This is a genomic window from Priestia sp. YIM B13491, from assembly GCF_042787605.1.
GTDB lineage: Bacteria > Bacillota > Bacilli > Bacillales > Bacillaceae_H > Priestia > Priestia megaterium_E.
Map to the genome: position 1 here is coordinate 118,926 of NZ_JBHZOR010000001.1, position 21,262 is coordinate 140,187.

Here is a 21,262-nt window from a genome sequence, read left to right on the forward strand (position 1 = left end):
TCTATTATTTTACAGGCCGATGACAGAAAATTCTACTATTGATTGATTCTTCTTTTAAAAAAGAGAAGAGATATGATTTAATAAATAATATGGATACAGCGCTGTGGAAATGTAAGTGCACGTGGTGCGTACATAAAACAAGAACAGTATTGACAGGAGAGAGAAAATGAAAGCACAAATATTAGAAGCTATTAAGCAGTTTGACACCATCATTATTCACCGGCATATTCGTCCAGATCCAGATGCATACGGATCTCAGTGCGGATTAGCGGAATTGTTAAAAACATCTTTTCCGGAGAAGAAGGTATACGTAACGGGAGAAGAAGCGGAGTCATTAAAATTTTTATACCGGATGGATGATATCACTGATGAGACCTATGAGGGTGCGCTTGTCATTGTTTGTGATACGGCTAATGAAGCACGAGTATCAGATCAGCGCTACGTAAATGGAAAAATGGTCATTAAAATTGATCACCATCCAAACCAAACTCCTTACGGTGATTTGCTTTGGGTTGAGACGTCTGCTTCTTCAACAAGCGAAATGATTTATGAATTTTACTTAGAAGGAAAAGAAAAGGGTTTATCTCTGAATGATGAAGGAGCAAAGCTGATCTTCAGCGGTATCGTCGGAGATACGGGTCGATTTTTATTTCCAAATACAAAGCCGAAAACGTTTTGCTATGCAAGTGAATTGATTCAATATGGTTTCAATTTTAAAGATGTATATGATCAGTTATACAAAACAAAAGAAAACGTCGCTCACTTACACGGATATGTGCTGCAAAACTTTACGATGTCTCCAGCAGGAGTTGCTCATATGAAAATTCCAAATGAAATTCTTCGAAAATATGATGTGACACCAGCTGATGCTTCTCAGCTAGTCGGTTCGTTAGGGCAAATTGATGGAGTAAAAACGTGGGTGTTTTTTGTGGAGGAAGAAAATCAAATTCGTGTTCGCCTTCGTTCAAAAGAGCTTGTCATTAATACAATTGCTAGAAAATACAACGGAGGAGGCCATCCTCTTGCGTCCGGCGCTTCCATTTATTCATGGGAAGAAGTAGAGCCTTTACTACTTGATTTAGAAGAGCTCTGCAGTCAGCAGTAATCTGTAAAATAAGCCGTTGATTTTAAATCAGCGGCTTTTTATAGTACTTTTTCCATCTTTTTAATTCGAACTTCAATCGAAAGCGTTGTATAAAAATAAATTTGATGAACTTCAACTTCATAAATCGTTTTATCGAATTCGTATTTTTTATTTTCAATTGCTTTTTTTAAGATATCCCTGCTTCGATACGCACTTTCAATATCTTGGGCAATTAAGTGCTGTGCTTCTTTGTCCACACTTTTTTGAATATTGTATTCAACCACAGAGTTTACTTTATAACGATTGCCGTTTACTAATTTTACTTTCACATTCTGAATAATTAAATGCTGCTTCATTTCCTTGTTTAATGCTTTTACATCTTCTTGCCATGCGCTAATTTGCAAATTTGCTTTTTCTAGCTTATCATTAGCAATTCGAACTTCTTCTAGCTCTCTATCTCTTGAAACGCCATAAATCGTTAAAAACACACCCCAGCTAACAATTGCTCCAATGACTATACCGGCAAAAAAACGCTGCCAGTCGGAGCGCTTGAACATTCGCTCGCTGGGTACCCTCATACAAAATGCTCCTGAGTTAACCACTTGATGATAAGAGCCCCGGTCTGAGCTCCTCCCATAGCGGATAGAATTAAAAGGATTTGTTTGAATACATCTTTTGTGGCTCCTTCAAAGAGTCCTCGCTCAAAGCTGTAAAACGTATCAAATGTTCCTCCAATTGCTCCGACAATTGCCCAGATTTTCAAACTATTGCTGAGGGTATGCATGACGTATAAAGGAGATTTTCCAATTAAAAACCCCGCAAATGCTCCAATTAATGAACCGCCTAAAATAATACCTAATGAAGTGAAGTAACTCCAAATGAAAAGAGACATAAAAGGCTCTTTTGTCATGACGTGTCCTCCTTTACTAGTTTATCAATGAATCACGCTTCCTACATATATATGGACAAACGCTCAGAGTTATGTAATTTGTCTACGCCGGCAACAAAATTTATAATAAGAATAAAGAATTAAAGAAAGGTGGGAAGTCCTGTGCCTTTTGTTCACTTGCAGCTTCAAAGTTCTTATAGCTTATTAAGCAGTTCCGTTCGTATTCATGAGCTTGTAGAAACAGCTAAGAAAATGAACTATGAAGCGATTGCTTTGACTGATGAAAACGTGATGTACGGAGTCATTCCTTTTTATAAAGCCTGCATGAAAGCGGGGATCAAGCCAATTATTGGGCTCACATTATCAATCCTAGAACATGAAGAAAGCGAGCGAGCGTACCCTTTAGTTTTGTTAGCGGAAAATGATAAGGGATATGAAAATCTATTAAAACTAAGCAGTTTAGTTCAAACCAAGGAAAAACACGGTGTAAATAAAAAATGGCTCCATCATTACAGCGGCGGGTTGATTGCTATTACACCCGGTGTAACTGGAGAAGTTGAAACTCTGCTAGCAGAAAACAAACTTCAAGATGCTAAGCGAGTGCTTCAATTCTTTAAAAAAGTATATTCGCAGTCTTTGTATATATCGATACAGCGCCACGGACAGGATGAAGCTTTTATAAATCAGCAGTTAACGGAACTTGCTGCTGAAGAAAATATCCCGCTTGTTGCGACGAATCAAGTGAAATATTTAAAAAAAGAAGATCGGGATGCGTATGAGTGTTTAGCAGCTATTCGAGACGGAGAGAAATTACATAGCGATGAAGAGGTAAAAAGTAAGAGCAGCGAGTACTATTTCAAATCACCTGATGAAATGGAAGATCTCTTTCATGACCAGCATTTTTTAATAGAAGAAAGTATAAAAATCGCAAGACGATGCGAGCTCGAAATTTCTCTAGGCGTAATGTCCATTCCAAAATATCCTGTTCCCCCGTCTGTTACATCATCAGCCTACTTGCGCACTCTCTGCGAAAAAGGATTGCAAGAAAGAGTTCAAGTGATCACGGAACAATATGAGGAACGCTTGGATTATGAGCTGAACATTATTGAAAATATGCGCTTTAGTGATTACTTTCTTATCGTATGGGATTTTATGAATTATGCTCATGAACACGGTATTTTAACGGGCCCAGGCCGTGGTTCAGCGGCAGGCTCACTGGTCTCATACGCCTTGCGAATTACAAATGTTGATCCAATTCAGCATCAGCTTTTATTTGAGCGCTTTTTAAACCCTGAACGTATTTCGATGCCTGATATTGATATTGATTTTCCTGATAACAAACGAGATCAAGTCATTCAGTATGTGGCTCAAAAATATGGAGCGCTGCATGTAGCTCAAATCATTACATTTGGAACATTAGCAGCTAAAGCAGCCGTACGTGATGTAGGGAGAGTGATGGGATTTGATCAAGAAGCGCTAAACAAAATGTCCAAAGCGATTCCAACCAAACCAGGTACAACGTTGAAAAGCGCTCTTCGTGATTCAAGAGTTCTTCAAGACTATTTATCTGAAAATGAAGCCAGAAAACAATGGTACAACATTGCCATGAAGATAGAAGGACTGCCAAGGCATACTTCTACGCATGCAGCAGGCGTTGTGATTAGTGAGAAGCCGCTGACGCAATCTGTAGCTGTACAAGAAGGACATGATGATGTATATCTGACGCAATATCCAATGGAAGCTCTGCAAGACGTTGGGCTTTTGAAAATGGACTTTTTAGGTTTGCGCAACTTAACCATTTTAGATCATATTTTAAAGAAAATTGAGCGGGACATGAATCGAAAGCTGGCACTGTCTCATATACCGTTTAACGACCAGAAAACTTTTGAACTGCTGAGTAAAGGGGATACGACCGGTATTTTTCAGTTAGAGTCAGATGGAATGAGAAGAGTGCTTCAGCAATTAAAACCTACAGAGCTAGAAGATATTGTGGCAGTTAACGCGCTGTATAGACCTGGTCCGATGGAAAATATTCCAACCTATATTAAGCGCAAGCATGGAGTGGAAAAGGTAATATATGATCATCCTACGCTTAAAGACATTTTACAATCCACGCACGGCGTTATCGTGTATCAAGAGCAAATTATGCAGATTGCTTCAAAAATGGCCGGTTTTTCTCTTGGAGAAGCAGATTTGTTGAGAAGAGCAGTTAGTAAAAAAGAACGGGCAGTGCTGGATCGTGAACGAGCTCATTTTATCCAAGGAAGCAAGAAGAAAGGATATGACCTATCCGTTGCTAATCGAGTGTATGACCTTATTGTGCGTTTTGCTGATTATGGCTTCAACCGAAGTCATGCCGTTGCTTACAGTATGGTAGCCTATCAGTTAGCTTATTTGAAAGCACATTACCCGCTGCAGTTCTTTTCAGCTTTACTAACGAGCGTTATTGGAAACGAAGGGAAAATTGCTCAATATATTAATGAACTAAAAAGAAAAAAAATACAAGTTCTCCCGCCCTCTATTAACAAGAGCATGTATTCGTTTAACGTAGAAGGTGAAAGTATAAGGTATAGCCTTGCAGCGATTAAACATATTGGTGCATCGGCTATGCAGGAGATAACAGAAGAGCGAAAGAAAAAAAGATTTGAAGACTTATTTGATTTTTGTGCCCGTGTTTCACAAAAAGCCGTGAATAAAAAGGCGCTTGAAGCTTTGATTCTGTCTGGAGGCTTTGATGAGTTCGGAGAAAATCGAGCTACTTTATTAGCAACGATTGATGTAGCATTTGAACATGCAAGCTTGGTACTCCCAGATGATGACTTTGGATTTGGAGCTGAATTTTCGTTAAAGCCTAAATATATGGAGAAAGAGGAACTGAAAATAGAAGATCGGCTTCAGTGTGAAAAAGATATGCTAGGTTTTTATTTATCAAGCCACCCTGCTTCTCAGTATGAAGCACTAAATTCCTTTTATTCTGTTGTTTCTCTTCACGATATGAAAGAATACGCTTCAGGAAAAGCGGTCTCTCTTTTAGTATTTGTGTTGGAAATTCGCGTCATTCGAACGAAAAAAGGAGAGCAAATGGCCTTTTTACGCATCACGGATGAAAGTGGAGAAGGAGAAGTTGTCGCGTTTCCCCGCGTATTCGAGCAGAATCGTTTGCTGTTTGAACAAGGTAAGGTTTTACTGATACAAGGAAAGATAGATGAAAGAAATGGGCAGCAGCAAATTGTTTGTCAACGTGCTGAAGCTGCTAGTGAGGCGGTTCAAAAACTACCTTCAGAAGAATTATACTTACGTATAGAAACAAAGCAAGGTACAGAAAAGCTGCTTCATACTATTTACCAGCATTTTCAGTCTCATAGAGGGGAAATCCCCGTGAAAATTTATTATGAGGCAGAACGTCAATTGGTCAAGCTTCCCGTTCACTATTCTATTGAACGAAGCGATGAGTTAATAAAAACTTTAAAAGCAATGCTAGGAGAGAAGCACGTTGTGTTCAAGAAGATATAGTCTTTACAGATTTCATGTGATGTTATATGGTAAAATAGTTAAAAAAGTGGTCTGACCACCGTTTTTTATGAAATATAAGAATTAGATGCGTTTTTCTTGAAATGAAATGTAATTGGATTTATAACATCATATGAGTAGTGTGGGAAAGAACATGGTTCAGGCGCAGTATTTGTTATCATTTTGTTTATTGGGAGTGAAATTCATTGTCTTTACGTGAAGAAGCATTGCATATGCACCGCATTAACAAAGGTAAACTAGAATCAAAGTCCAAAATTCCTGTTCGAAACGCAGAGGATTTAAGCCTTGCTTATTCCCCTGGTGTAGCAGAACCTTGCAAAGAAATATATGATGATGTAAACAATGTATATGAATATACGATGAAAGGAAATATGGTAGCTGTTGTATCTGATGGCACTGCCGTATTGGGCTTGGGCAATATAGGTCCTGAAGCTGCTCTGCCAGTAATGGAAGGGAAAGCTGTCCTTTTTAAAAGTTTTGCCGGCGTAGATGCATTCCCAATTTGTTTAAACACGACAGATGTGGACAAAATTATAGAAACTGTTAAATTGCTAGAACCTACTTTTGGAGGCGTTAATTTAGAAGATATTGCGGCTCCTAACTGTTTTGAAATTGAAGAGCGGTTGAAAAAGGAAACAAATATCCCGGTTTTTCATGATGATCAGCATGGGACGGCTATTGTTACGGTAGCGGGCCTTCTTAATGCCCTGAAGCTGACAGGAAGAAAAATGTCACAAATCAAAGTGGTAGCAAATGGAGCAGGAGCTGCTGGCATTGCTATTATTAAATTATTATACAGCTATGGAGTGCGCGATATCATTATGTGTGATTCCAAAGGAACGATTTATGACAAGCGTCCTCACGGCATGAACCGTATAAAAGATGAAGTTGCAGCCTATACAAATCGAAGCAAAGTAGAAGGTACGTTAGCTGATGCCTTAGAAGAAGCTGACGTATTTATTGGAGTTTCGGTTGAAGGAGCACTCACACCGGAGATGATTGGAAAGATGAATCCAGACCCAATCATTTTTGCAATGGCAAATCCGGTGCCTGAAATTATGCCAGAAGAAGCTAAAAAAGCTGGCGCGAAAGTAATCGGCACCGGACGTTCTGATTTTCCTAATCAAGTGAACAATGTCTTAGCGTTTCCGGGGATATTCCGAGGTGCACTAGATGTACGTGCTACTCATATTAATGAAAAAATGAAAATGGCTGCAGTTGAGGCTATTGCTAATTTAATTACGGAAGAGGACTTGAATACAGACTATGTGATTCCAGGTCCATTTGATGCACGAGTGGCTCCGGCAGTAGCCGCCGCTGTTGCAAAAGCAGCTATGGAAACAGGCGTTGCCCGAATAAAGGTAAAGCCAGAAGCCGTAGCTGAAAACACACGTCGCTTAGCGATTATTGAATAAGGTTACATCAACTGTTCTTTGACAGGCATGATGCTTCAAGCATGCCTGTTAAAGTAATGTAAAGTGAGTGGTAGTAAACTTGAAGAATGAACGTTCAAAAGTATATGTAGAAATTCTAAAACAAATTCGCCAGCTAATGGAAGACGATCGTTTAACTACGGGGGATAAAATCCCGTCAGAACGAGAGCTTTCTGAACGGTTAGGCGCAGGACGTTCTTCCGTTCGAGAAGCGCTCAGAGCGTTAGAGCTAATTGGGTTGATTGAAACTAGAAGAGGTGAAGGTACGTTTATTAAAGAAGTAGGGGATCATCAATTTATTGATTTATTAGCTACTTTTTTAGTACAAGACGGTAAAACAAAATCAGATTTAATTCAAACGAGATATATTCTTGAAAAGAGCTGTTTGTATTTTGTTTTAGCGGAACAGGACGAAATCAATGTTTCGAAAGCAATTCAAAAGCAGAATGACGATTGTTTGAAGAACTTGTTTGACTATTTGTTTTCTTTGCAGCCTAATCGGCTACTACACCGAATCTGGCTGATTATTTGCCGTTTTTCTCAAACTTTTCAACAAAACTCAGCGCCAAGCGACATTCTGATAAGTGAATTAGTAGAGGCGTTAGCTAAAAAAGATGAAGCAGCTGTATTAAATCTTCACCATCAGTGCTACAAACAAGTGTGAAAGAAGGAATTTGTCGAAAGAGACATGCCATCTTTCTACACAAAATCAAATAGTCATCTAGTAAAGTAAATAGCAACTAATAAAGTGAAGCGAACAATTCGTCCAATTTTTGTCTATCCGTCATTTGATTTGTATTTGAGGCGGATTTTCACAACTTGTAAATAGTAGAAGAAGAGGAAGAATAAAGGTTCTTATGATAAAGAAAAGAACCAAAAGGAGGTTACACCTTGTTACGAGATTTATTTACAAAAAACACAAAAACTCCAAAAAAACGAAAATATGCTACGATTCCTTCTGAGCATATGAGACAAGATGTACCTGAAGGAATTATGACCAAGTGTAAAAAGTGTAAAAAAATAATGTATACGAAAGAGTTAAATAAAAACTTAAAAGTATGCTTAAACTGTGGATATCATCATCAAATGACAGCACCAGAGCGTATCGAAAGCTTAATCGACAGCGGAACGTTTGTTGAATACGACAAAGATATGACGTCAGAAAATCCTCTTGGGTTCCCTGATTATCTTGAAAAGCTCGAAAAAGATCGTGAGAAAACTAATTTAAGTGAAGCGATTGTTACGGGTGAAGGAGATATTGAAGGCATTAAAGTAGTAGTTGCTGTTATGGATTCACACTTCCGTATGGGAAGCATGGGTTCTGTAGTCGGCGAGAAAATTACTCGCGCCATTGAAAAAGCGAAGGAAATGCATGTTCCATTCCTTATTTTTACAGCTTCAGGCGGTGCACGTATGCAAGAAGGTGTTCTGAGCTTGATGCAAATGGCTAAAACTAGCGCAGCTCTTAAAATGTTCAGTGATGAAGGCGGCTTAATCATTTCGATTATGACACATCCTACTACAGGGGGCGTGTCAGCAAGCTTTGCTTCGTTAGGTGATTATAATTTAGCCGAGCCGGGCGCGTTAATTGGCTTTGCTGGAAGACGTATTATTGAACAAACAATTAGAGAAGAGCTTCCAGAAGATTTTCAGACGTCGGAATTTCTGTTGAAGCATGGTCAGCTAGACGGAGTTATTGACCGTCATGATTTAAAAGAAACGTTAACAACTATTTTAGATATACACGTAGCAGGAGGTGACATCGAGTGGTAAGCGAATTAGAATTTGAACGCCCAATTGTCGAGTTGCGAAACAAGATTGCAGAGCTTAAAGAGTTTGCTAAAAACACAGAAGTGGATTTATCTAGCGAAATTGATAAGTTAGAAAATCGCTTAGAAAAAGTAGAAAACGATATTTACAATCATCTAAGCCCATGGAACCGTGTTCAAATTGCTCGTCATCCTGAGCGTCCTACAACACTCGATTATATTTCGCGCTTGTTTACAAACTTTTTAGAGTGTCATGGAGATCGCTTTTATGGAGATGATGAAGCAATCGTAGGAGGAATTGCCAAGTTTAATGGCGTGCCTGTTACCGTGATTGGACATCAGAGAGGTAAAGATACGAAAGAAAATATTCGCCGTAATTTTGGTATGCCTCACCCTGAAGGCTACCGTAAAGCACTGCGTCTAATGAAGCAAGCGGAGAAATTTAACCGCCCAATTATTTGCTTTATTGATACAAAAGGAGCTTATCCAGGAAAAGCGGCAGAAGAGCGCGGACAAAGCGAAGCTATTGCGAAAAACCTTTTCGAAATGGCTGGCTTAACTGTACCTGTTATTTGCATTGTAATTGGAGAAGGAGGAAGCGGGGGAGCCTTGGCATTAGGTTTAGGAAATCACCTTCATATGCTTGAGAACTCCACGTATTCAGTTATTTCTCCAGAAGGAGCGGCAGCCATTCTTTGGAAAGATTCTTCTCTTGCGAAAAAAGCTGCTGAAACGATGAAGATTACAGCACCAGATTTGAAAGAACTGGGTATTGTAGATGAAATGGTTTCAGAGGTAAAAGGTGGAGCTCACCGAGATATCGATGCACAAGCTGGATACATGGAGGGCATTATCAAGAAATCATTAAAAGAGCTGATGAATTTATCAAAAGAAGAGCTAGTGGAAGAGCGTTATTTAAAATACAAAAAAATCGGACAATTTGCAGCTGAAAACGATGCCATTACTATAAAATAAAGAAACGTGCACTCTTGAAAAATAAGGGTGCGCGTTTTTGTGCGGTTTGTATAGCCCTTCTCTATTGTGTTTACAAGTTCTTCGTGGTATTTTATAGACAGCAAAAACCTTTAAGTAAAAGTAGAAAAAGAGTGTTTTTAAAAAATTTCCTATGGTTATTAGCAGCTGTGCGAGCGTTTGTCTTTTCTCCAAAACGTGAGATATATAAGACATATCAGGCAGCAAGTATTGCTGTATGAATTGCAGGGAATAGTAAAACAAGAAGCAAACGATGAAGAAATTCATCGTTAAAGTGCTGTGTATTTGTTTGCTATTTGATTCAGCGCTACGTAGGTATTTCATAAGTTACACGTAAAGCAAGGTGAACAAGTCAGGGCAACAAAGTATTTGTTCACAGCCTGCTAGTACAAGGTTAGTAAAAGAAATAGCTATTTGCCCTATCTAAAGAGTAAATAGTAAATATATAGGAGGAAATTTGAATGCGTAAAACTAAAATTGTATGTACTATTGGACCAGCGAGTGAAAGTGTAGAAAAATTAGTTGAACTAATTAACTCAGGCTTAAACGTTTGTCGTCTAAACTTCTCTCACGGTGACTTTGAAGAGCACGGTGCACGTATTGTTAACATTCGTGAAGCTGCGAAACAAACAGGTAAAACAGTAGGTATCTTACTTGATACAAAAGGACCTGAAATTCGTACAAACACAATGGAAAATGGTGCAATTGAGTTACAAGAAGGCTCTGAAATCATTGTTTCTATGACAGAAGTAGTGGGAACAACTGAAAAATTCTCAATTACATATCCAGGTCTAATTGAAGACGTACACGTAGGATCAAAAATCCTTTTAGATGACGGTTTAATCGGTCTTGAAGTACTAGAAATCAATAAAACTGACGGTGAAATCAAAACAAAAGTACTTAACCCAGGTACATTAAAAAATAAAAAAGGTGTAAACGTGCCAAACGTAAGTGTAAACCTTCCTGGTATCACTGAAAAAGATGCTAACGATATTGTATTTGGTATCGAACAAGGCATTGATTTTATCGCTGCTTCTTTTGTGCGTCGCGCATCTGATGTATTAGAAATTCGTGAACTACTAGAAAAACACAATGCAGCTCACATTCAAATCATCTCAAAAATTGAAAACCAAGAAGGCGTAGATAACATCAAGGAAATTCTTGAAGTTTCAGACGGTTTAATGGTTGCTCGTGGTGACTTAGGAGTAGAAATTCCTGCTGAAGAAGTACCATTAGTACAAAAAGATTTAATCAAACAATGTAATGCGCTTGGCAAACCAGTTATTACAGCTACACAAATGCTTGATTCAATGCAACGCAACCCGCGTCCAACTCGTGCGGAAGCAAGTGACGTTGCCAATGCTATCTTTGATGGTACAGATGCAATTATGTTATCTGGTGAAACAGCTGCAGGTTCTTACCCAGTTGAAGCTGTACAAACAATGCATTCAATCGCTTCTCGTGCTGAGCAAGCTCTAAACTACTCTGAGATTTTACAACAGCGCAGCAAGCAAGTTGGCCCATCTATTACAGATGCAATTGGACAATCTGTTGTACACACAGCGCTTAACTTAAACGCTAGTGCAATCGTAGCGCCAACAGAAAGTGGTTATACAGCGAAAATTGTTTCTAAATATCGTCCGCAATCTCCAATCGTAGCTGTTGCAGCAAACGATTCTGTTGCACGTCGTCTGTCTCTAGTATGGGGTGTTACACCAGTTGTTGGTGAGCGCGTAAATACAATTGACGATATGTTAGATCACGCTGTAAATGACGCAGTAAAAACAGGCGTTGTAGCACATGGCGACTTAGTGGTTATTACAGCTGGTGTTCCAGTTGGAGAATCAGGTGCAACGAACTTAATGAAAGTTCAAGTTGTAGGTGACGTTCTTGCTAAAGGACAAGGAATTGGTCGTAAAGCAGCAGTTGGTAAAGTAGTTATTGCTAAAACTGCTGAAGAAGCAAATGCAAAAATGACTGAAGGTGCTATCCTTGTTACAAACAGCACAGATCGCGATATGATCAGTGCAATTGAAAAAGCAGGGGCTCTTATTACAGAAGAAGGCGGTCTAACAAGCCATGCAGCTGTAGTAGGGTTAAACTTAAGCATTCCTGTCATTGTAGGCGTAGAAAACGCAACAAGCGTATTCTCAGAAGATCAAGATATTACAGTTGATGCTTCACGTGGTGTTGTATACAACGGACACGCAAGCGTACTGTAAGAACACGTAGATGATAGAAAAAAGAGAAGGGGAATCCTTCTCTTTTTGTTTAGGCAATTCAATAAGCGAAGAGGTGATGATGGTGAGGAAGCTCCTTCCGCTCCTTCTTATTGTACCTGCTGTTGAGGTAATGATTTTGATTTATTCAAGTCATCTCATTGGTGTAATGTCAACATTTTTACTGATTATTGCTACCAGTTTTATTGGTGCGTTTCTAGCGAAAAAACAAGGAACATCTCTTTTTCAAAAAGCACAGCGTCAGATGAGCCAGGGACATGTTCCGAGCGGTGAAATCCTTGATGGTATGTGTGTACTATTTGGCGGACTGTTTCTGCTGTTTCCAGGCTTCTTGACAGATGTTGTAGGCTTTATCTTTTTACTGCCGTTTACACGCAGAATCGTTAAGCCTTTCCTTTTAACGTGGCTAAGAAGATTTTTTCAAGGACGTAATCGAATGACGATTATTCGTTAACTAGAAAGTGTGTGAAAGAAGCTTCTTTCACACACTTTTTCATTTTCCTATAATAAACTGCCACGTTTCTTTAAAAACCCCCGTTGTATGAAGAGTTTTTAGAATAACAAGAATAACAGGGCCAACTATTAATCCGAAAAATCCAATCAGTTGATATCCTACAAATAAAGCAATTAATGTAGCGAGAGGATCAAGACCAATGCTTGATGACAAAATTTTTGGTTCCATAATTTGTCGCTGCACAAGTACTACAGCATATAGTACCGAGAGCCCTACAGCAAATGACATGTTATCTGTTGCAAAGGCATAAATCATCCAAGGAACAAAAACCAGTCCTGTTCCGAGGTAAGGAAGAATATCTACTAAGCCAATTAATAAAGCGACTGTAATAGCATAATCAACCCTAAGAACAAGTAAACCAAAAAGAACGATGATTGTGGTAATCGAAATAAGCGTAAGCTGAGCTTTAATAAAACCAAACAGTGCATTTTTAAGCTCCACAACAACTGTCTGTCCATTTTCTCTTACTTTTTTAGGAATAAACACGCTGCTTTTAGCCATCAGCTTGTACCAATCTTTACTAATAAAAAAAGTAGCCAGCAATGAAAAAATAATCACAGTCGCTGCATTAGGCAATACGGATAAAAGTACTGGGATGCTTTGCAATACATTTTGCAAAAAATCGCCCACGGTTTGAGCGATATGGTTGCCTACCCCTTTAATGTTCGATAAAATAGTTGCTTGCTGACCGGTATTTAAGTTATTAAACATAGAAGTAATGCGTTCATAAAACGGAAGTATTTGTTCTGTAGCAATATTTTCAATAAATATGACCACTTCTTTGAAATTTGTGGGAACAACTTTCGCTAAATACGTACTTCCTGCAATGATTTCTGTGATAAGTAACGTAATAAGTCCGGCCAAAAGAGAGAAGATAAGAACCATTGACAGTAAAACAGCTAAGTAGCGGGGTAAGCGCAGCTTCAATTCAAATAGATTAACCATAGGGTTTATAAAAAAAGCGATGCAGCAGGCGATAATAAATGGATATATGAGAGAAGAGACATAATAACTAAGAAATATAGATGCTGCAATAATTGCCAACACACAAGCTAAGCGAAATAGTCGGTGTAAATGAAGCTTGTACACAATAAATAGAGGCCTCCTTGTAAACGATAGTTAACAAAAGAAAAAGCTACTCATAAAATATTTACGTAATACGCTTTAGATTTATCACAATAAAAAAAGAAAGGATGAGTAAAATGTTCTCACAACCCATGCTTTTTTTAGCTGTTTTACTCGTAATTGGATTAGTGGCTAAAAATCAATCATTAATCATTGCAGTTGCATTTTTACTTATTTTAAAATTAATCGGGTTAGACGGTAAGGTTTTTCCGTTTCTACAATCAAAAGGAATTAATATTGGAGTAACGGTTATTACAATTGCCGTTCTTGTGCCGATTGCAACAGGAGACATAGGATTCAAACAATTAGGAGAGGCTGTGAAATCTTCTTATGCCTGGATTGCTCTAGGAGCGGGAATTGCTGTAGCAATTATTGCCAAATATGGACTTACACTCTTGGAAGATGATCCGCATATTACGACCGCTTTAGTTTTTGGCACAATTCTTGCTGTGGCGCTGTTTCAAGGGGTGGCAGTAGGTCCGTTAATCGGTGCTGGAATTGCTTATTTATTTATGAAATTAACCGAACTTTTTTCGTAGAAATTTTTGTATAATAATAATTTTTTTAAAATTTCTTCTCTCTTTTGATTCACAAAAGTCAGATAATTGTTTATAATATATTTTGAGGCCGCATCTTTTTACATACAATTGTATGTTTTACCTATAGGGCTGTAACAAAGCAATGACACATGCAGATGTTTTGATTTTGTGTGTTATTGAAACAAATGGAAATGTAAGCATTTTCTTTACGTGGGGTAAAGGAATGTTCTTCCAAGATATATATTCAAAAGAGGCGCTTCGTATATCATTTAATGTCTAGTTGAGCAGAGGCTCAATTTTGTTTTTCACGTTTTACACAGAAAGGTATGGGGAATTTTTTCTGTAAAGGAGTGGAGATTTATGACAGCAACTCGAGGTCTAGAAGGGGTAGTCGCTACAACGTCAGCAGTAAGTTCAATTATTGATGACACTTTAACATATCAAGGCTACAATATTGATGATTTAGCGAATTATGCAACATTTGAAGAAGTGGTGTATTTACTATGGCACGGAAAATTACCTAACAAAGAAGAATTATCTGTGTTTTCTAGATTACTAGCAGAAAACGCTAAATTACCCCAAGAAGTCTTAGATCATTTCAAAACTTATCCAATTAAAGATGTTCATCCAATGGCAGCTTTAAGAACAGTCGTATCACTATTGGGGTTGTACGATCCTGAAGCTGATTTAATGGATGAAGAAGCAAATTATCGCAAAGCTGTTCGTTTGCAAGCACAATTACCAACGGTGGTAACGGCTTTTTCAAGAGTCCGTAACGGATTAGAGCCAATTGAACCAAACGAAAACTATAGCATTGCCGCTAACTTTTTATATATGTTAACCGGCGAAGAGCCAACTGATATCCAAGTAGAGGCATTTGATAAAGCACTTGTCTTACACGCTGACCATGAGCTAAATGCTTCAACTTTTACAGCTCGTGTCTGTGTGGCAACGTTATCCGATATTTATTCAGGAATTACAGCCGCTATTGGAGCGTTAAAGGGTCCTCTTCACGGGGGAGCGAATGAAGCTGTTATGAAAATGTTGTCTGACATTCAAACAGTTGAAAACGCAGAACCTTACATTCGCGAAAAGCTCGCGAAAAAAGAAAAGATTATGGGATTTGGACATCGTGTGTATCAACAGGGTGATCCTCGTGCCAAGCACTTGAAAGAAATGTCTGAAAAACTTACCAAACAAGCAGGAGATACAACGCTATACGATATGTCAGTAAAAATTGAAGAGATCGTAACAGGCGAGAAAAAGCTTCCGCCAAACGTTGACTTCTATTCAGCTTCTGTATACCACAGCTTAGGGATTGATCACGATCTATTTACTCCGATCTTTGCCGTAAGCCGCGTATCAGGATGGATTGCTCACATTTTAGAGCAGTATTCAAACAATCGTTTGATTCGTCCAAGAGCTGATTATATCGGTCCTGGAAAACAAACGTACATTCCGCTTGAAGAGCGCAGCTAAACAATGTGACGAAGGTGCTCACGTTCGTTGAGCACTTTTCCATAAGTGAAAGTAGACAAATTTTTTAAGGAGGTCATTCTCATGACAAAAGGTGAACAAATTTCTGTAGCAAACGGCGTATTAAACGTACCAAATAACCCAATTATTCCATTTATCGAAGGTGACGGAATTGGTCCGGATATCTGGGCAGCAGCTTCTCGCGTATTAGAAGCAGCGGTTGCAAAAGCATACAATGGTGAAAAAGAAATCGTTTGGAAAGAAGTATTAGCAGGTGAAAAAGCATTTAATCAAACTGGCGAATGGTTACCGGAAGAAACGTTAGATGCAATTCGCGAATACATAATTGCAATCAAAGGACCATTAACAACACCAGTAGGCGGTGGAATTCGTTCTCTAAACGTGGCATTGCGTCAAGAATTAGACTTATTCACATGCTTACGTCCTGTTCGCTACTTTGACGGCGTACCTTCTCCAATTAAGCGCCCTGAAGATACAGATATGGTTATCTTCCGTGAAAATACTGAAGATATTTATGCTGGTATTGAATATGCGAAGGGTTCTGAAGAAGTACAAAAGCTTGTTTCATTCCTACAAACGGAATTAGGCGTAAATAAAATTCGTTTCCCTGAAACTTCTGGATTAGGTATTAAGCCTATTTCTTCTGAAGGAACAGAGCGTCTTGTGCGTGCAGCAATCAACTATGCAATTGAACAAGGACGCAAGTCTGTTACGCTTGTACACAAAGGTAACATTATGAAATATACAGAAGGCGCATTTAAAAATTGGGGCTATGAGCTAGCTGAAAAAGAATTCGGCGATAAAGTATTTACTTGGGCTCAATATGACCGCATCGTTGAAAAAGAAGGTGCACAGGCTGCAAACAAAGCTCAAGCAGAAGCAGAAGCAGCAGGAAAAATTATTGTAAAAGATTCAATTGCTGATATCTTCTTACAACAAATTTTAACTCGTCCACGTGAATTCGATGTAGTAGCAACAATGAATTTAAATGGAGATTACATTTCAGATGCATTAGCAGCGCAAGTTGGTGGTATCGGAATTGCTCCAGGAGCAAACATCAACTATGAAACTGGACATGCTATCTTTGAAGCAACTCACGGTACAGCACCTAAATATGCTGGTTTAGATAAAGTAAATCCATCTTCTGTATTATTATCAGGTGTGTTAATGCTTGAACACCTTGGCTGGAACGAAGCAGCGGATTTAATCATGAAATCAATGGAAAAAACAATTGCTTCAAAAGTAGTAACATATGATTTCGCACGTTTAATGGACGGCGCAACAGAAGTGAAGTGTTCAGAGTTCGCTGATGAATTAATTAGCAATCTAGGAAAACAAGTAACAGTTTAATAGCTATTCATTTAGGGGAGGAATTATAATGGCAAATATGCGTAAAAAAGTATCTGTTATCGGAGCGGGCTTTACAGGAGCTACAACTGCTTTTTTAATTGGTCAAAAAGAGTTAGCTGATGTTGTATTAGTTGATATTCCGCAATTAGAAAATCCAGCTAAAGGTAAAGCGCTGGATATGTTAGAAGCAAGTCCTGTACAAGGATTTGACGCTAACATTACAGGAACAGCCAACTACGAAGACACAGCTGATTCTGACATTGTCATTATTACAGCTGGTATCGCGCGCAAGCCAGGTATGAGTCGCGATGATTTAGTAACAACGAACCAAAAGATCATGAAGTCTGTTACTCAAGAAGTTGTTAAATACTCACCAAACTGTCATATTATCGTGTTAACAAACCCGGTAGATGCTATGACGTACACAGTATTTAAAGAATCTGGTTTTCCTAAAAACCGCGTAATCGGTCAATCAGGCGTATTAGATTCTGCACGTTTCCGTACGTTCGTAGCGCAGGAGTTAAACATTTCGGTAAAAGATATCACAGGTTTTGTACTTGGTGGACATGGCGATGATATGGTACCTCTTGTACGCTACTCGTATGCTGGCGGTATTCCTCTTGAAACGCTTATTCCAAAAGCGCGCCTTGAAGCAATTGTTGAACGAACACGCAAAGGCGGCGGCGAGATCGTTAACTTATTAGGCAACGGAAGTGCGTACTATGCTCCTGCTGCTTCTTTAGTGGAAATGACAGAAGCGATCTTAAAAGATCAGCGTCGTATTTTACCAGCGATTGCTTACCTAGAGGGTGAATATGGTTATAACGGCATCTACTTAGGTGTTCCAACCGTATTAGGAGCTGCAGGAATTGAGCAAGTAATTGAATTAGAACTGACTGATTCTGAAAAAGCTTCTTTAGATCAATCAGCAAAATCAGTTAAAACTGTCATGGGTGTATTAGCTTAATACAATAAAATAGGTTTGAGTATAGATTTTTATCAATATTCAAACAATATTCACAAGGAAAATTCGAGGGAAACCTCGAATTTTTCTTGTATATAAAGAAAAGCTATTACTATATACAAAAGGTGGAATGATGATGGTATTAGGTAAAAAACAAAAAATAGGTCGAAGTATTGAAGATATAAAAGTTGGAGAAAAATTAACGCTAACTGAACGAATTGAAGATAAAGATATCTTATTGTACTTAGGGCTGACAAATGATTCTAACCCTTTATACATTCAGCATGATTACGCATCTCAGACACCTTTTAAGAAACCTATTGTGCCAAGTATTATGATTACTGGTATTATGACAGCAGCCATTTCGAAGTATTTGCCCGGACCTGGAAGCCACGTTGCAGAACATACGGTAGCCTTCCCCAAAAAGATTCATCATTATAGCACGATTGAATTTTTATTTGAAGTGACAGAGGTAGATGTTTCTTCTAGAACTGTTACGATTGAGGTGGAAGCGGTCAATGAGCAAAAAGAGAAAGTAGTAACGGCGCAGTTTCTTGTGTATCCGCCGTTTAGACTTCCATCAGTGGAGACACACGACTTTGAAAATTTTTAAAATGCCGTAAATATTTATAAGTATAGAAGAAACTCTTTGACCCTATTTTCTGAAAATGTTGAAATGTATTGGAGAACGAGGCTAAAACATTGTATGATAAGAGAAGATAAATAGAAAATAATATCATTTGGATGAAGCTGCGGTTTAATTTAACTAGATGGAGGCTTATATCGTTAATATGAGTAAGAAATTATTAGTCGTAGATGATGAACAATCAATTTCAACATTATTACAATATAATTTACAACAAGCTGGCTTTACAGTAGAAACAGCTGAAGACGGGGAAGAAGGATACAACAAGGCACTAGAAGGAAAACCGGATTTAATTGTGTTAGACTTGATGCTTCCTAAGATGGATGGAATTGAAGTTTGTAAAAAGCTTCGTCAGCAAAAAGTGATGACGCCTATTTTAATGTTAACTGCAAAAGACGATGAGTTCGACAAAGTATTAGGGTTAGAGCTTGGCGCAGATGACTACATGACGAAACCATTTAGTCCTCGAGAAGTAGTAGCGCGTGTAAAAGCTATTTTACGCAGAACACAAATTATTGCTCAGGAAAATGAACAAGAGGAAGATGGCGAACGCATCATGATCGGTGATTTAAAAATTCTTCCAGATCATTATGAGGCCTACTTTAATCAAGAGCAGCTTGAGCTTACTCCAAAAGAATTTGAGTTATTATTATATTTGGCAAAATACAAAGGACGGGTATTAACTCGTGATCAGCTGCTAAGTGCAGTGTGGAATTATGATTTTGCTGGAGATACGCGAATTGTAGATGTGCACATCAGCCATTTGCGTGAGAAAATTGAACATAATACGCGAAAACCTGTTTATATAAAAACGATTAGAGGATTAGGATATAAACTGGAGGAACCAAAGGTAGATGAATAAATTTCGTTCAAGGCTACTTTTGGCTCTATTAGTACTTATTATTATTGTATTAGTAGGTCTTGGCCTGCTGCTGGGACAGTTGTTTAAAAACTTTTATTTTCAGACGTTTCAAGAGCGAATGGAAAAAGAGGCAAAGCTTGTAGAAATGTACATTAGCGAAGAAGGTATCACAAGTCCTGCTTTAAAATCTAAAGTTGATCAAATCAGCCATTCGTTAAGTGTACGAACGACTATCGTTCAAAAAGACGGAAAAATATTAGTTGACTCAAATCCAGGTAGCAAGCAGCAAAGAATCGAAAAAAGTATCGTAATCCAACAAGTATTAAAAAAGCAGTTAAACAGTAAAAAAAGCTTTGATCAAATTAAAGAAGATTACGACTTATATTACTATGGTATCCCGCTTATTATAGAAGGTAAGCAAGAGGGATTTGTTGTGCTGAGTACATCGTTTGATTCATTAAAACAAGTAAATCAGCAAATTTGGGGCCTTCTTATTGGAAGCTTAGGTCTAGCTTTGATTGTGATTTTACTCTTAGGTGTAAAGATTATGGGACGCTATACCCGTCCTATTGAATCGGCAACCAAAGTGGCTATGGAACTTGCAAAAGGGAATTATAAAGCTCGTACATATGAAGATTATGTAGATGAAACAGGGATGCTGAGTCAGTCTATTAACGCACTTGCTCGTAATCTGCAAGAGTCTATCACTAATCAAGAAATGCAGCAGGACAGGCTGCGCACGCTAATTGAAAATATGGGAAGCGGTATGCTTCTTATCGATAGTAGAGGCTATATAAACTTAGTAAATCGAGCTTATAAAGAGCAGTTTCATATACATCCGGATGACTTCCTTTATCATTTGTATTACGAGGTATTTGAGCATAAAGAAATCATTAAGCTTGTGGAAAAAATATTTATGACGGAAGTAAAGGTTCGAAAACAAGTGGTTCTGCCTTTAAATATTGAACGAAGATATTTTGATGTTTACGGAGCGCCGATTATTGGCTTAAACGATGAATGGAAAGGGATTGTGCTTGTTTTCCATGATATTACTGAGCTGAAAAAGCTAGAACAAGTTCGCCGTGACTTTGTAGCGAATGTGTCTCATGAACTAAAAACTCCTATTACGTCTATAAAAGGGTTTAGTGAGACATTGTTAGACGGTGCCATGGAAGATCCACAGCTGCGCCAGCAGTTTCTATCTATCATTTTAACGGAAAGTCAGCGCATGGAGAGCTTGATTCAAGATCTTTTAGATTTGTCTAAAGTCGAACAGCAAGGGTTTAAACTAAGTATTCATTCAGTAGATCTGAATACGCTTCTTTACGAAGTGACGACAGTGCTATCAAACCGAGCGACTGAAAAAGAAATCACGCTAACGTTAGATACGCTTCCTGAAGAAGCGTGGATTGATGGTGACAGTCAGCGCCTTATGCAAGTGTTTGTTAACTTAATCGGCAATGCGCTCATGTATACAATGCCTGGAGGAACTGTTCACGTTTCGCTTGAAGAGGAAGAAGAAACGATTACAGTTCATGTTCAAGATACAGGTATCGGTATTGATTCTGATGAAATTTCACGTATTTTTGAGCGCTTTTACCGAGTAGATAAAGCAAGAAGCCGTAATTCTGGAGGAACAGGTCTTGGATTAGCAATTGTTAAACATCTTGTTGAAGCTCATAAAGGGGAAATTGAAGTGAAAAGTGAAGTCAATAAAGGGACAACTTTTTCGGTCAAGCTGCACAAGTATTTGCCGCAGATGTAAAATGTTTACGTTCCTTTTACAATTTATTTAATGTAGCTTAATAATTAATTGATACAATTTT

At 38.3% G+C, this 21,262-nt stretch carries 18 protein-coding genes; 15 read left to right on the forward strand and 3 right to left on the reverse strand.

Going from position 1 to position 21,262, the window contains the following annotated elements:
* Nucleotides 1-166: 166 nt before the first annotated feature.
* Nucleotides 167-1,105, forward strand: a complete 939-nt coding sequence (locus ACFX4E_RS00595; protein ID WP_098249338.1) for a DHH family phosphoesterase — start codon at nucleotides 167-169, stop codon at nucleotides 1,103-1,105.
* 38 nt (nucleotides 1,106-1,143) lie between these two features.
* Here ACFX4E_RS00595 and ytrI read toward each other — a convergent pair whose 3' ends face one another.
* Together ytrI and ytrH are read right to left on the reverse strand one after the other, a co-directional pair.
* Nucleotides 1,144-1,662: a sporulation membrane protein YtrI gene (ytrI, locus tag ACFX4E_RS00600; RefSeq protein ID WP_028410519.1), complete on the reverse strand. Its 519-nt coding sequence runs from the start codon at nucleotides 1,660-1,662 to the stop codon at nucleotides 1,144-1,146.
* Nucleotides 1,659-1,994, reverse strand: coding sequence for a sporulation membrane protein YtrH (gene ytrH / locus ACFX4E_RS00605; RefSeq protein ID WP_013059455.1), 336 nt, complete (start codon nucleotides 1,992-1,994; stop codon nucleotides 1,659-1,661). Before ytrH ends, ytrI begins: the two co-directional genes overlap by 4 nt.
* Before the next feature lie 141 nt (nucleotides 1,995-2,135).
* On the opposite strand from ytrH, the gene dnaE reads away from it, so the two are divergent.
* From dnaE to ACFX4E_RS00640, 7 genes are all read left to right on the forward strand, one after another.
* Nucleotides 2,136-5,486, forward strand: coding sequence for a DNA polymerase III subunit alpha (gene dnaE, locus ACFX4E_RS00610; RefSeq protein ID WP_323600030.1), 3,351 nt, complete (start codon nucleotides 2,136-2,138; stop codon nucleotides 5,484-5,486).
* Between the two features lie 203 nt (nucleotides 5,487-5,689).
* Nucleotides 5,690-6,919, forward strand: a complete 1,230-nt coding sequence (gene ystJ, locus ACFX4E_RS00615) for an NADP-dependent malic enzyme (RefSeq protein WP_013059453.1) — start codon at nucleotides 5,690-5,692, stop codon at nucleotides 6,917-6,919.
* A 79-nt stretch (nucleotides 6,920-6,998) separates the two neighbouring features.
* The gene (locus ACFX4E_RS00620; protein WP_016765715.1) at nucleotides 6,999-7,601 is read left to right on the forward strand and encodes a FadR/GntR family transcriptional regulator; all 603 of its coding nucleotides are present in this window, start codon (nucleotides 6,999-7,001) and stop codon (nucleotides 7,599-7,601) included.
* Nucleotides 7,602-7,828: 227 nt separating this feature from the next.
* Nucleotides 7,829-8,710, forward strand: coding sequence for an acetyl-CoA carboxylase, carboxyltransferase subunit beta (gene accD / locus ACFX4E_RS00625; RefSeq protein ID WP_013059451.1), 882 nt, complete (start codon nucleotides 7,829-7,831; stop codon nucleotides 8,708-8,710).
* Nucleotides 8,704-9,681, forward strand: coding sequence for an acetyl-CoA carboxylase carboxyl transferase subunit alpha (gene accA, locus ACFX4E_RS00630; protein ID WP_013059450.1), 978 nt, complete (start codon nucleotides 8,704-8,706; stop codon nucleotides 9,679-9,681). The genes accD and accA overlap by 7 nt, the downstream gene beginning before the upstream one ends.
* Nucleotides 9,682-10,160: 479 nt before the next feature.
* Nucleotides 10,161-11,921 (forward strand): pyruvate kinase, encoded by a 1,761-nt coding sequence (pyk, locus tag ACFX4E_RS00635; RefSeq protein WP_028410522.1) that lies wholly within the window; start codon nucleotides 10,161-10,163, stop codon nucleotides 11,919-11,921.
* 79 nt (nucleotides 11,922-12,000) lie between these two features.
* Nucleotides 12,001-12,393, forward strand: a complete 393-nt coding sequence (locus tag ACFX4E_RS00640; RefSeq protein ID WP_025750656.1) for an FxsA family protein — start codon at nucleotides 12,001-12,003, stop codon at nucleotides 12,391-12,393.
* Between the two features lie 39 nt (nucleotides 12,394-12,432).
* Here ACFX4E_RS00640 and ytvI read toward each other — a convergent pair whose 3' ends face one another.
* Nucleotides 12,433-13,542, reverse strand: a complete 1,110-nt coding sequence (ytvI, locus tag ACFX4E_RS00645; protein ID WP_060745479.1) for a sporulation integral membrane protein YtvI — start codon at nucleotides 13,540-13,542, stop codon at nucleotides 12,433-12,435.
* 113 nt (nucleotides 13,543-13,655) lie between these two features.
* Between ytvI and ACFX4E_RS00650 the strand changes: the two genes are divergently transcribed.
* From ACFX4E_RS00650 to pnpS, 7 genes are all read left to right on the forward strand, one after another.
* Nucleotides 13,656-14,117, forward strand: a complete 462-nt coding sequence (locus ACFX4E_RS00650; protein ID WP_013059446.1) for a DUF441 domain-containing protein — start codon at nucleotides 13,656-13,658, stop codon at nucleotides 14,115-14,117.
* 360 nt (nucleotides 14,118-14,477) lie between these two features.
* Nucleotides 14,478-15,596, forward strand: a complete 1,119-nt coding sequence (gene citZ / locus ACFX4E_RS00655; protein WP_016765709.1) for a citrate synthase — start codon at nucleotides 14,478-14,480, stop codon at nucleotides 15,594-15,596.
* A gap of 75 nt (nucleotides 15,597-15,671) precedes the next feature.
* The gene (gene icd / locus ACFX4E_RS00660) at nucleotides 15,672-16,964 is read left to right on the forward strand and encodes an NADP-dependent isocitrate dehydrogenase (protein ID WP_255255780.1); all 1,293 of its coding nucleotides are present in this window, start codon (nucleotides 15,672-15,674) and stop codon (nucleotides 16,962-16,964) included.
* A 28-nt stretch (nucleotides 16,965-16,992) separates the two neighbouring features.
* Nucleotides 16,993-17,931: a malate dehydrogenase gene (gene mdh / locus ACFX4E_RS00665; protein WP_013085194.1), complete on the forward strand. Its 939-nt coding sequence runs from the start codon at nucleotides 16,993-16,995 to the stop codon at nucleotides 17,929-17,931.
* Nucleotides 17,932-18,064: 133 nt separating this feature from the next.
* Nucleotides 18,065-18,541 carry a MaoC family dehydratase gene (locus ACFX4E_RS00670; RefSeq protein WP_028410524.1) on the forward strand — a complete coding sequence of 159 codons (477 nt, stop codon included), beginning with the start codon at nucleotides 18,065-18,067 and terminating at the stop codon, nucleotides 18,539-18,541.
* A gap of 178 nt (nucleotides 18,542-18,719) precedes the next feature.
* Nucleotides 18,720-19,436: a response regulator transcription factor gene (locus ACFX4E_RS00675; protein ID WP_013085192.1), complete on the forward strand. Its 717-nt coding sequence runs from the start codon at nucleotides 18,720-18,722 to the stop codon at nucleotides 19,434-19,436.
* A complete protein-coding gene (gene pnpS / locus ACFX4E_RS00680) occupies nucleotides 19,429-21,201 on the forward strand; it encodes a two-component system histidine kinase PnpS (protein ID WP_014458047.1) in 1,773 nt (590 codons plus the stop codon). The genes ACFX4E_RS00675 and pnpS overlap by 8 nt, the downstream gene beginning before the upstream one ends.
* Nucleotides 21,202-21,262 lie beyond the last annotated feature (61 nt).